Source organism: [Scytonema hofmanni] UTEX 2349 (assembly GCF_000582685.1).
Lineage (GTDB): Bacteria > Cyanobacteriota > Cyanobacteriia > Cyanobacteriales > Nostocaceae > Hassallia > Hassallia hofmanni.
This window is the reverse complement of sequence record NZ_KK073768.1, coordinates 1,647,667-1,659,895: the sequence shown is the minus strand read 5'-3', so window position 1 is coordinate 1,659,895 and position 12,229 is coordinate 1,647,667. Positions and strand designations below refer to the sequence as shown.

Annotated in this window: 13 protein-coding genes; 9 read left to right on the top strand and 4 right to left on the bottom strand. The window is 43.0% G+C overall.

Going from position 1 to position 12,229, the window contains the following annotated elements; all coding sequences use genetic code 11:
- Positions 1 to 1,334, bottom strand: a 1,334-nt coding sequence (gene aroA / locus TOL9009_RS38960) for a 3-phosphoshikimate 1-carboxyvinyltransferase (protein WP_038296317.1), incomplete at its 3' end; no start/stop codon positions are given.
- 785 nt (positions 1,335 to 2,119) lie between these two features.
- Here aroA and TOL9009_RS0112555 point away from each other — a divergent pair.
- Positions 2,120 to 2,632 carry a hypothetical protein gene (locus TOL9009_RS0112555; protein ID WP_029633119.1) on the top strand — a complete coding sequence of 171 codons (513 nt, stop codon included), beginning with the start codon at positions 2,120 to 2,122 and terminating at the stop codon, positions 2,630 to 2,632.
- 89 nt (positions 2,633 to 2,721) lie between these two features.
- Here TOL9009_RS0112555 and TOL9009_RS0112550 read toward each other — a convergent pair whose 3' ends face one another.
- A complete protein-coding gene (locus TOL9009_RS0112550; RefSeq protein ID WP_029633118.1) occupies positions 2,722 to 3,303 on the bottom strand; it encodes a thioredoxin family protein in 582 nt (193 codons plus the stop codon).
- Positions 3,304 to 3,686: 383 nt separating this feature from the next.
- Between TOL9009_RS0112550 and TOL9009_RS0112545 the strand changes: the two genes are divergently transcribed.
- Positions 3,687 to 5,222 (top strand): thymidylate synthase, encoded by a 1,536-nt coding sequence (locus tag TOL9009_RS0112545; protein WP_029633117.1) that lies wholly within the window; start codon positions 3,687 to 3,689, stop codon positions 5,220 to 5,222.
- 45 nt (positions 5,223 to 5,267) lie between these two features.
- On the opposite strand, the gene dcd is transcribed toward TOL9009_RS0112545, so the two are convergent.
- Positions 5,268 to 5,837, bottom strand: coding sequence for a dCTP deaminase (dcd, locus tag TOL9009_RS0112540; RefSeq protein ID WP_038296987.1), 570 nt, complete (start codon positions 5,835 to 5,837; stop codon positions 5,268 to 5,270).
- 88 nt (positions 5,838 to 5,925) lie between these two features.
- Positions 5,926 to 6,462, bottom strand: coding sequence for a P-loop NTPase family protein (locus TOL9009_RS0112535; RefSeq protein WP_029633115.1), 537 nt, complete (start codon positions 6,460 to 6,462; stop codon positions 5,926 to 5,928).
- A gap of 183 nt (positions 6,463 to 6,645) precedes the next feature.
- Here TOL9009_RS0112535 and TOL9009_RS0112530 point away from each other — a divergent pair, with 183 nt between their 5' ends.
- The 7 genes from TOL9009_RS0112530 (at position 6,646) to TOL9009_RS0112500 (ending at position 12,158) form a co-directional block, all read left to right on the top strand.
- Entirely contained in the window at positions 6,646 to 7,200 is a 555-nt protein-coding gene (locus tag TOL9009_RS0112530) for an adenylate kinase family protein (RefSeq protein WP_029633114.1), read from the top strand.
- A 129-nt stretch (positions 7,201 to 7,329) separates the two neighbouring features.
- Positions 7,330 to 7,542, top strand: a complete 213-nt coding sequence (locus TOL9009_RS47225; RefSeq protein ID WP_186227544.1) for a hypothetical protein — start codon at positions 7,330 to 7,332, stop codon at positions 7,540 to 7,542.
- Positions 7,517 to 8,254, top strand: a complete 738-nt coding sequence (gene rph / locus TOL9009_RS0112520) for a ribonuclease PH (protein ID WP_029633113.1) — start codon at positions 7,517 to 7,519, stop codon at positions 8,252 to 8,254. The genes TOL9009_RS47225 and rph overlap by 26 nt, the downstream gene beginning before the upstream one ends.
- A 642-nt stretch (positions 8,255 to 8,896) precedes the next feature.
- Positions 8,897 to 9,622 carry a 6-phosphogluconolactonase gene (pgl, locus tag TOL9009_RS0112515; protein WP_029633112.1) on the top strand — a complete coding sequence of 242 codons (726 nt, stop codon included), beginning with the start codon at positions 8,897 to 8,899 and terminating at the stop codon, positions 9,620 to 9,622.
- A gap of 228 nt (positions 9,623 to 9,850) precedes the next feature.
- Positions 9,851 to 10,621 carry an FHA domain-containing protein gene (locus tag TOL9009_RS0112510; protein ID WP_029633111.1) on the top strand — a complete coding sequence of 257 codons (771 nt, stop codon included), beginning with the start codon at positions 9,851 to 9,853 and terminating at the stop codon, positions 10,619 to 10,621.
- Between the two features lie 222 nt (positions 10,622 to 10,843).
- Positions 10,844 to 11,587 (top strand): M50 family metallopeptidase, encoded by a 744-nt coding sequence (locus TOL9009_RS0112505; protein WP_029633110.1) that lies wholly within the window; start codon positions 10,844 to 10,846, stop codon positions 11,585 to 11,587.
- A gap of 319 nt (positions 11,588 to 11,906) precedes the next feature.
- The gene (locus tag TOL9009_RS0112500; protein WP_029633109.1) at positions 11,907 to 12,158 is read left to right on the top strand and encodes a hypothetical protein; all 252 of its coding nucleotides are present in this window, start codon (positions 11,907 to 11,909) and stop codon (positions 12,156 to 12,158) included.
- Positions 12,159 to 12,229: the final 71 nt, after the last annotated feature.

Sequence of the window (12,229 nt, the reverse complement as noted above, 5' to 3'; positions counted from 1 at the left end):
TGCAAGGTAGCAGTAAAGTCTGGATAGGAAATAGCGGCTGCTTCTGCGCGTTGGATAATGGTGGTACCGGTGGCAACTAAAGAGGCGATCGCTAAACTCATGGCAATTCTATGATCGGTATGGCTATCGACATCAGTCCCCACTAAAGAAGTACCACCTGTAATTTCCATACCATCGGGTAATTCGGTAACTTTTGCACCCATTTTATTGAGTTGCTGTGCCATTACTGCAATGCGATCGCTTTCTTTGACTCGTAGCTCCTCCGCATCTTTAATTACCGTTGTACCCTCGGCAAATACTGCCGCTACCGCCAAAATCGGAATTTCATCAATCAATCTGGGTATGAGATTTCCTTGAATTGTACAGCTTTGCAGACGGACCGAACGCACTCGTAAATCGGCTACTGGCTCCCCAGCAACTTCGCGCTGATTTTCTAGTTGGATATCGGCTCCCATCATCGCTAAAGCGTCTAAAATACCTGTGCGGGTGGGATTAACGCCGACATTTTCCACCACCAAATTAGAATCGGGTACAATTGCCCCAGCCACCAACCAAAAGGCAGCGGAACTGATATCCCCAGGTACAATTACTTTTTGCCCATACAGTTGAGCCGGACCTGTAACAGTGACGCTATTTGTGTCTGGGTCAACGCTCAGTTTTGCTCCAAACGCTTTTAACATTCGTTCGCTGTGGTCGCGGGAAAGTGCTGGTTCAGTGACAGTAGTTTGTCCTTCGGTCATCAAACCCGCTAAAAGAACGCAGGATTTAACTTGGGCAGAAGCGATGGGGGAAAGATAGTGAATTGGTTTGAGTGCAACACCAGCAATAGCTAGAGGTGCTAAAGAATTATTTTTTCGTCCCCAAATTTGCGCTCCCATTTGTTGTAATGGTTTGACAACACGAGACATCGGACGCGATCGCAAAGAACTATCACCCGTTACAGTAAAAAAGCCCCCCGGATGAGAAGCTAAAATTCCCAACATCAATCGCAGTGTCGTACCAGAGTTGCCGGCATTTAACACATCAACTGGTTCTCGCAGTCTTCCTAAACCAATACCCTTAACCCGCACTAATTCTGTATTCAGTTCCGAAATTTCTGCACCCATAGCTTGAAAACAGCTAGCAGTGCTGCGGGGATCTTCTCCTAAAAGAAGTCCTTGAATCTCGGTTTCACCTTGAGATAGTGCTCCCAACATCAGAGCACGATGGGAAATAGATTTATCTCCCGGTACTCGGATGCGACCCTGTAAAGATAGTCCAACAGGAGGTCGCTGGATAATTAAGTTTTGAGAAGCGTTTTCTTTAGTTTCTACGGTTATAACTGAAGCCGACATTAGGATAAACTGGCAATTAAGATGCATCAGAAGTTCACAAGGAAGGCAAAGCTAATGCCGCCGCAGGTTACTTCCTTGTTAGTATCGTATCGCTTTCTGCTGTATGAAATTTACTGAAATCCCAATCAAGAAGAATTCAACAGTCAGAATCTAATTAGGTAAGTTTTTACACCCCTGCCTCTGGTGAAGACCGTCTGAAGAAACGCAGGAGTGCAAAAACACCCTTTATACAATAGACATAGGAGTGGAAAAGTAGAGACGTAGCAGTGCTACGTCTCTACAACGGGAGATCCTCCTGAGGCTGTTAAGGGAAAATCTGGGAGCATCCCAACGAAAGCCGCAATACCCTAGAAGGGTATCGCTACACAAACAAAGCCTGCCTTGTCTACGACACGCTTTGTTTGTGTAGCCCCAGGAATAGGAGCGCCTGTGGGCGTTTTTGCACTCGTTGGGATGCTCCCGAAAATCTTCACTCTTCTTTGATTTTGTAGTAGCTTTCGCGCCTAAAACCGTGATTTTTGCTTTTTAAATTCAAATTTAGCTATTTTTATCCTGATTTATCTAGCTTACTAAATCAGCAGATTCAGTTAAGATTAAGCATGTTTTATTAAGTTGCTTAACCTGACCTGCTACGCCTAGGACAGTGGGCGCGTAAATATACCTACCTTTTTTGAGGACTATAAGCAATAGAATTTTTGCCAGTTCTAATAGTAGGTTCACTTATGCCAAGCTGTACTAGTATTGATTTCTTTTTGTTCAATAGCTGAAGTGCCCATTACGCTCCCATGCTCACCCATCACCGCAAGCCCGTGTGCTTATCACTCATTTCCACAGACCTCCCTGTTTGGTCTGTTGTTGAAACAGCCGGGACATTGTATCAAAAAGATAGTGACCGGTTCCATTTATTATTGACTGCACCGCCGTTAATTAGTTATGAAGTAACGACTCCCCCAAGTCCAGAAGAAACCCCTCACCCAGGACAGCGCAAGGCTCAACCTCCCAGCAGTCCCAGGATCTTATGGATGGAAATTTCACCTTACCGAGTAATTATGACTATGCAAGGTAACGCTCAGTTAAGTTACCGTCACTTCTGGGAACAGGGTGTTTATGGTATTACTCGTTATTGGTTGCCTACAGAATCATTACATCCTCACGAACCTATTCGATTACGTAATTTTACTCGAAAATTGAGTCTCACTGGACACCCTTTGCCAGAGCAATTACGGGTAGAATATGAATTGTGGGCAGATAAAATCCAACTAGGATGCTATATCCTCAATTTGGAAATTAAGCATTGATGTTGGTTGATAGTTGATAGTTGTTGGTTGATAGTTGTTGGTTGCATTTTTTTCTAACTACTAACCACTATCCACGCTCCTACTATCCACTATCCAAAATAATTAGGTTCGTTCCCAGGTTTCCATTTTATATTGCAACCAATACTCGGCTTTTGTTCCCTTGCAACTGGTTTACCTGCTAAAACAGCTTGAATTGCTGCGCGTAAATCTGTACCTGTTATAGGTTTATCATTGGTTGGACGGCTATCATCTAATTGTCCTCGATATACGAGTTTTCGCTCTGCATCAAATATAAAAAAATCAGGTGTGCAAGCTGCTGTATATGCTTTTGCAGTTGACTGACTTTCGTCATAACATAAAGGAAAACTAAACCCAAGTTCTATTGCCATTTCTTTCAATGACTCAGGTGCATCATCTGGATATTTATTAATATCGTTGGCACTAATTGCCACAATTGCCAAATCACCAGGAATGTAATCTTTTCCCAACTGCGCCAATTCTGCTTTTATATGCTTGACAAATGGGCAATGTTGACAAATAAACATTACCAACAGCGCTTTTTTGTCTGCAAAGGTCGCAAGCGATATTGATTTGCCAGATACTACATCCGGTAGATGAAAATCTGGGGCTTGAGTGCCTAACGGCAACATGGTTGAAGCAGTTAAAGCCATAAATTATTCGATCCGTTTATCTGAAAAACTGCTTTGACTATCAGTTATTTTCCAACATACCATTAAACGCAACTCTAGACGACTGCGAACCCGTTCTCGCAGCGTCCCGTAGGGAAGGGCTTGTCACCGGACATTGCCTTACTTATGTACATACTTTGGCGTAGATGAGCAAAGTTGTTCATTAGACCTTCTTCGTCAACAATACACCGTTTAGACGCATTGGATTTTCCTCTGTTTTCTTTATTGTGTAAAAAGGTGAACAATGTACAGATATTGGCTGGGTCTCAGGTAAAATTCCATAGCAAACTTTCTGCCAAATTAGCATCAATTTTGATTTAGTGCTATAATCAGAGACTTTGTTGTTGTTTTACTTTTAGCCAACGATGATACAAACGGGTAAGGCAACCCAATTTGATTACAAAGCACTGTACAAGTCCAACCAGCTTATTTATGGTCAAGGTCAGACAGCAGTGATTACAGGATGGACAGTGAAGGAGGCGATCGCTAAACACCTGCACAGTAGCGAGTATGCTGTAATTGGGCAATTGTACTCGCCCACAAGAGGAATAAACATATTAGTACGGAATCTTCTGGCTAACCCACATGTACGATATCTGGTTGTCCTTAACGCTACTAAAGAAGACAAAAACGCAGGTGCGTGTGAATGCTTACTAGACTTTTTCCGCAACGGTTTTAAAGAAGGGTCATGCGATACTGGACGGCTTTGTTGGGTAATTAATTCTAAAAAAATTCTTGGATATATTGATCTTGATGTTAAAGTTAGCGCTTTAGAAAAGTTACGAAAATCTATTATAGAGTACGAAGCAAAAACAATTTCTGAAGCTGTTAATCAAGTTAAGTCTTTTGCACAAAGAGAACCAATGGAACCTTGGGGTAACGCTGTAAAATTTCATATGCCTAGTGTCTTACCAACTGTTTTACCTGGGCAACGATATGGGCACAGAGTCGAGGGGAAAACCATTGCCGAAACCTGGGTGAAAATCATTCATCTTATTAAGACAACAGGAACAATTCGACCTACTGCGTATGATGGGCAATGGCAAGAATTAATAGATTTAATGGCAGTTGTGACTGATGAACCAGAAGACTTTTATTTTCCTGAGCCTAATTATTTACCAATTGAAAGCGATTTTATTCAACAATACATTTCCCAAATTTCCGGTTTAGATGATTCCTCCAAACAAGAAGGAGTCAAATATACATACGCTCAACGTTTACGTTTCCACTTTGGACACGATCAAATTGAGCAAGTAATTGAGAAACTAATAGCTGATATTGATTCAGCTAGGGCAGTAATGTCTTTATGGGACGTGGAAAAAGATGCTCACGATAGTCCGCCTTGCCTTAATCATATTTGGGTAAGAATAGTTGATAATGAACTATCTTTAACGGCGACTTTTCGGAGTAATGATATGTTTTCTGCATGGCCCGCAAATGCAATGGGATTATTAGCTCTACAGCGACATATTTATAAAGCTATTACTCAACGGTCTAAGCATAAATTGAAGATGGGACCATTAATTACTATTAGTCAAAGCGCTCATATTTATGATGACTGTTGGGAAAATGCAGATAATGTAATTAAATCCCATTATGCCAAAATTTGTAGAGCTAGAGATTACAGCGATCCTGCGGGCAGTTTTGTGATTAATGTGCAGGATCACAGCATTATGGTGGAACACATGACTCCCGGTTCTGGAGAAGTAGTTAACTGCTATTCAGGTAAATCTGCTTTCTCTATTTATCGACAAATAGCAGCAGATTGTCCTGGCTTGCAAGTTGAACACGCAATGTATTTGGGGACAGAGTTGCAAAAAGCAGAAGTTGCTTTGTTAATGAAAGAAGATTGGATGTATGAACAAGATAAGCCATTAGGGAAAGTAAAACTAAAAGCTTAAAATGTAATGTAAAAATTAATTGAGCTTTTAACTTTACATCAAAACTTATACCTTAGCCAGGGTCACAAACTCTGGCTGGTCTTGATATTTCCCTTGACGAGCTTCGTAACTAATAGCGCAGGGTTCGCCTTCTAAAAATAATAACTGCACCACACCTTCGTTAGCGTAGATGCGACAATCAGCGCTGGAAGAATTGGAAAATTCTAAAGTTAAATGACCCCGCCATGCAGCCTCAGCAGGTGTTAAATTTGCAATTATGCCGCAACGTGCATACGTACTTTTGCCAATGCAAATTACTGTAATATTATCTGGAACCTGTAGCTTTTCTAGAGCAACGCCAAGACCATAAGAATGAGCAGGTAAGATAAAGTAACTACCATGAGCATCTGTATGTAGTTGTGTGGGTTCCAAATTCTGAGGATTAAACTTTTTGGGATCAACTACAGTTCCGGGAATGTGGCGAAAAATGCGAAATTCAGCGCTTGATAAGCGTATATCGTAGCCATAGGAAGAAAGACCGTAGCTGATAACAGGTTGTAACCCTATAGATGGGTCTTTTTGTATTTTTCGGATTAAGCTTGGCTCAAAAGGCGAAATCATAGCCTTTTGAGCCATTTCAGTAATCCAGAGATCGTTCTTAATCACAAGTTCACAGCACTCTTTAAATCGACTTACTAGCATACCGTGAACTGGGTTAACTATTTTAAGGTCGATGACTGCGACGAATTTCTGTGATTTGGTCTGCTACATCCAAAAGAGATTTTGGCATCTCTGGTCCTGTGAGAATGATATCAACATTGGCAGGGCGTTTTGCCAGAAAGGCTAAAACTTCGGTTTCGGGAATTAAGTTAAAGTTAATTGCCAAACTTAGCTCATCTAAGACTACGAGAGAATACTTACTTTCACCAACTACTTTTTGTGTATGTTGCCACAATTTTTGTAATGATTCGATTTCCGTATCTTCTAAATGCGGTGTATCGATACAACGCGGCAAATCACAGCGAATCCAATCTAGGTTTTGTCCCAACTGTATGGGGTGCTGGTGTCCTTGATTAATACCACCTTTGAGAAACTGCACTACTAACACTGGTGTGCCTTGACCGGCTATTCTCAGTGCTTGAGCCATAACGCTAGTAAAAAAGTTACGATACGAGCTAGTGAAAACTTGTACTAGTCCTTCAACTGGATATGGTAAATTAAGGGTCGAATTTACGTTTTTGGATTCTAACTGTGCAACCATGATGTGATGTTAAATAAAAGACAAATGATTGAAGCGCTTTTGCGCTCGGTTTTTTCTGAAAGTTTTTACGAATTAAAAAAGCTATAACTATAGCTGAAAATTATCAGATGTTAAATTGCCCATTTGTTTGGGAAAAACAAATTTAGATGGTTATGAATGTGACAACATGAGGAGTGAGCAGTTATGAAATTTGTGATTTTAGGAGGTTCAGGTTCGGGCAAAAGCACTCAAGCGCAAAGGCTTTGCAGACACTTTGATATTCCGTTAATTTCCACAGGTGAAATTTTAAGGGAAGCGCTCACTAATCTTAGCAGTTTAGGTCGAGAAGTGCAGCCATATCTGGAAAAAGGTGAGTTAGTCCCAGATGAAACGATGATCGATTTTATCCGCACTCGGTTGAACAAAGATGATATCAACAGTGGTTGGGTGTTAGAAGGTTATCCCCGTACTGCTTTCCAAGCTGAGGAATTAGATTTTTTGTTGGAGGATTTACAGCAAAAGTTAGATTGGGCAATTTATTTACAAGTACCAGAAGCAGTTATGGTTACTCGTTCTTTAGGGCGAAGTCTTCCGGATGACCAACCCGAAATCGTTCAGCGCCGCATTGAGTTATTCTACGATCGCACTATGAACATCTTAGAATATTACGATCGCCGTCGTCGCCTATTAACTATCAACGGCGATCAGTTACCAGATATGGTAGAGCAAAATATTCTCACTCTCCTCTGTGTTCCTTAGGGGAGGAGGATGGGGGGACAAGGAGACAAGGAGACAAGGAGACAAGGAGACAAGGGGACAAGGGGGATGAGGGAGATGGGGGGATGAGGGGAATGAGGAGACATTTTATAATCCAATGCCCAATTCCCAATGCCCAATGCCCAATGCCCAATGCCCAATTCCCAATGCCCAATGCCCCATGCCCCATGCCCAATTCCCAATGCCCAATGCCCAATGCCCAATGCCCAATTCCCAATGCCCAATGCCCAATGCCCAATTCCAATTTTTCAGGCAGGTCTACTGTATTCTATAGTAAAAGTTCTGAGGCAACGAAAACATGGCTTGGCAGCGTCCAGACGGTAGGCAACCTTACCAACTCCGTCCCATCAGCTTTGATGCGGGATTTACTCGCTTTGCTCCTGGTTCGGTGCTTGCAAAATGCGGTGATACTCAAGTACTTTGTACAGTTAGTCTGACTGAAGGAGTGCCGAAATTTTTAAAAGGAACTGGCAAAGGTTGGCTGACTGCGGAGTATCGAATGCTGCCAGGAGCTACGCAGCAACGGCAAGAACGGGAATTAATGAAATTGTCTGGACGAACGCAAGAAATTCAACGTTTGATTGGACGCAGCTTAAGGGCAGCGGTGGATTTTGAGGTGTTGGGAGAACGAACGTTGACTATAGATGCTGATGTGTTGCAAGCAGACGCAGGAACTAGAACAACAGCTATTACAGGCTCCTTTGTGGCATTAGCTCATGGGATTTCTAAATTATTGCAGCAAGGAACGTTAGAGCGATCGCCTTTGGTAAAACAAGTAGCAGCAGTTTCTGTCGGGTTATTGGAATCTGAGCCATTCTTGGATCTAAATTACCTCGAAGACGTAGCCGCTGAAGTGGATTTCAACGTCGTGATGAATCAAGACATGGGGATAATCGAAATCCAGGGAACTGCGGAACAAGACAGCTTTAGCCGTATCCAGTTAAATCAGCTGCTAGATTTTGCCGAAAAAGGAATTGAACAATTGTTAATCGCGCAACGAGAAGCGATCGCTGACTGGAAGACGCTTCTGGGTTAGTAGTTGGTTGTTAGTTGTTAGTGGTTAGTAGTTAGCTGTCTTCCCCTTTTTCCCTTCCCCCTTTTGCCTTTTCCCTTCCCCATGATGTTAAGAGTTTCAAAAGGTAAAAAGGAGGATTGTCAAAATTTCGCTATTGTATAGCACAGGAGCCGGCAACGTGAGGGTCAGGAACCTCAGCCGTCATGCTGAGGCTTGAAAGAGAAATCATCAAGCCATTCTGACCAGCCTAAGTAGGGGCGGGTTGACCGAGATCACCATTAATAGTTGGGAATATTAGTAAACCCGCCCCTACTACGTTTTTTGAGTCACGACACCGGAGAATGCGTTCGCGTAAGCGTGTCGCAAGACAAGCTAGTTTTCCGCTCTGTCACTTGTGATTAAACAGTTCTAAGGTCACTGGAACAGTGTTGCAAGTTTAAAAAGCTCTTAAAACATTGGCGAAGCTAACTTTACCCCGAAAGGGAGGTTCTTTAGAACAAAACCGTTATGCGTACAGGATTGTGAGATTTGAAATGGCAATTGTCCCATTGAAAGTGCATCACAAAAGCACACCGAATTAAGCAATCCCAAGGCGGTAATGGAGCAAATATAAAGCCGTCCGATAAGGACGGGGTTTCAGACCCAAGTAGTTTCGATGAAGTCATGAGCAAAAAAGTTGAAGTTTTATCGGATCAGGCAGCGCTAATAGCCCGATCGCTTGAATTGATTTTATCTAAGCTGGAAACTGCTATTCAAGAGCGGGGACGGTTTACGATCGCTTTATCTGGGGGTAGCACACCTAAGCCGTTGTACGAAGCGATCGCTAATCAAAAACTTCCTTGGGATAAAATTCATGTCTTTTGGGGAGATGAACGTTATGTGCCATCAGATCACCCCGATAGCAACGAACTGATGGCGCGTCGTGCCTGGCTAGATCGCGTTGATATCCCAGCAACGAATATTCACAGCATTCCGACTCTCGATGGCGATCCAGCGGTGTCAGCAGCTAAGTATGAAAAGCATCTCCAAGAATTTTTTCAGGCAACGCCAGGAGAATTTCCTTCTTTGGATGTAATATTGCTAGGGATGGGTGATGATGCACATACGGCATCTTTGTTTCCGGATACAGAAGCGTTAAAAGTAAGCGATCGCTTGATTACTGTGGGCAACAAAGACGCAAGTCAACGCATAACCTTCACATACCCATTCATCAATGCTGCTCGCTGCGTTATCTTTGTTGTCGCTGGGGCTAATAAACGTCCAGCTTTAGCTCAAGTCTTCGCACCCAATGCCCCGGACTTTACTTATCCATCTCGCTTAATTCAACCCCAAGGAGAACTTTGGTGGCTGCTAGATGCGGCAGCAGCACAGGAACTAAAACAAGGGTAACATTCGTGTTTTTTTATACTATCTTGCTGAACCAAAAGAGGGTATGGGGAAAGACGGGAGTTCCCCAAACCTACAAAGAGCTAAAGGGAGCAACCCCTTTCATACTTCATCCTTCACTAAGTAATTGGTAAAATCAAAAGCTATCGCTTTTTTCCTGTTCCTTGAGAGCGGATTTTTCTCTGCTTACCAGCATAATTTGACGATGATCTTGAACAAAGGCTTAAATCGATGATCGTGTGCCCTAACTGCAATCACCCCAACCCGGACGGTGCTGTCCAATGTGAAGCTTGTTACACTCCGTTACCAGCGACAAGTAATTGTCCCAGCTGTGGAGCAATCGTACAAGCAGATGCCGCTTTCTGCGGTCAGTGCGGTTATAACCTGCACGCCACCGCAGCCGTTGCAGCAACCGTCGCGCCGGAAATTCCCTTGGAAGTACAGCCGTCACCTACGCCTGACCCACTGTTAGAATATTTACAACCAGAACCCTTGGAAACAGGCGAAAATACCAGCTCCCAACCTGATCCCTCACTTTTACCGCCAACGATGGTGGCAGCACCCCCAGAAAGCAGCACCCCCGATCCCGAACCGTTTGCAGCTCCAGAACCGGTCGCAGCAGCTACAGAACCGGTTGCAGCCGCCGTAACTGTCGCCAAAACCCAACTACAGCAGGTAACGGCGCGGTTAATTCACGTTCAAAGCGATAGAGAAATTGAATTGCCGCAAAGTCTCTCTGTGATTCATATCGGCAAACCAAATGACCGCATTCCCCCTGATATCGACGTATCAGGATTTACTAATTCCGAAGTAGTTTCACGAATTCATGCAGATATTCGCCTTGAGGGAGATGCCCATTATATCGAAGATGTAGGCAGTTCTAATGGCACTTATATTAACAATTTGCCATTGTTACCAGGAAATCGACACCGCTTGCGACCAGGCGATCGCATTAGTCTGGGCAAAGGAGACATGGTAACATTCCTGTTTCAAATATCTTAGGCTCGCTCATTAATACTGGACACTTTAGTCGCGTAAAATCCTAATCCTTTAGGACTCCTGGTTGAGCTTTGTAGTGGGCAATTTATTGCCCAAAAACGCTTTAAAACCGTCACTAAGAGCAGCTCTTTCATCCATAATTAATAAACACCTGGCAACAGACAGTTAGCATGGATGAAAGTACACTCTTTGCAGTTACGGTAATAACAGAAAGGAAAGTGATCCATGAGCGAACGTTGGAAAGATTTTGAACCCTTGCTCAAAAATGAAGCTCCAGCGGCTGTTGACCGTATGGGGCTTACCTGGCTAATTGCAGCAGCGATCGCCACGATTGTTTTGTGGCAATTCCCAGCAGGCGATTACATTTTATACCCCTTTACCATCCTGGCAACTTGGTTTCACGAAATGAGTCACGGCTTGATGGCACTGGTTTTAGGAGGACAATTTCGGAAATTAGAGATTTTTGACAATGGTTCAGGTGTAGCAACTTATGCCATGTCTTTAGCTTTGGCGCCCATTGGACCAGCATTAGTTGCAGCAGCAGGACCAATGGGACCACCAATCGCCGGATCTGCTTTAATTTTGGCTTCGCGTAGTTTCAAAACTGCAACACTGAGTTTAAAAATTTTAGGTGGTTTTTTACTGCTTTCAACATTAATTTGGGTGCGATCGCTTTTTGGATTAATCGCAATTCCCCTACTAGGTTTAATTATTTTAGCGATCGCTTTCAAAGCTCCCCGTTGGTTGCAAGGATTTGCAATTCAATTTCTCGGCGTCCAAGCTTGTGTAAGTACTTATCATCAACTTGATTATTTATTTAGCTATAGTGCAGGTCCCTTGGGACTTTCAGATACAGGGCAAATACAACAGCGTTTATTATTACCTTATTGGTTTTGGGGTGGATTAATGGCGATCGCATCCCTCGTCATCTTAGTTCAAAGTCTCCGCATTGCCTATCGTTCGCGGTAATGGGCAAGAAAAACCATATAAAAGATTCATAGAAACCCGACGATTAAAATCGCGGCTAGATAAACAAAGTCCGCCTGCGCGGACTACGGAAAAATAAGCCTTTTAGCCCACGCAGGTGGGCTTTGTACGTGTAGCCGCGAGTTTACTCGTCGGGTTATTAAGCGCAGCCTCATAAAGAATTGCTGAACATCAAGAAAAAATTAGACTCGAATTACAGAAGGATTTCCAAGACGAAGGTTTAATTAACCATTGGGAAAAAGAAATTCGTGCTTTTGAAAAAGCAATTCAACAAGCGCGTAAAAGATTAGGACAATAAACTATGCAAATTAGCGATCGCTATGAACTCGTAACTAATTCTACTCTCAATACCTTGATTGCTGAATTAAGCACAGAATGCGCTCAAGTACAAACCTTAATTAACCAACTACAATTACCAAGTTTAACTGCTAATCAAAAAGTGGAAATTCTTGCAGAACTGCTAGCTGCTGCTGTTCATTTACACACTCACTGTGACGAAGATTTTCAGACGCTAATTGCCAATGAGATGGAAAACTTGCCTGATGAGAATTAAGTAAAATAGCGTTTCCTAATCACATGAGGTACATCATAGCCCCCTCCTCGCTTGCGGGGAGGGGGTTGGGG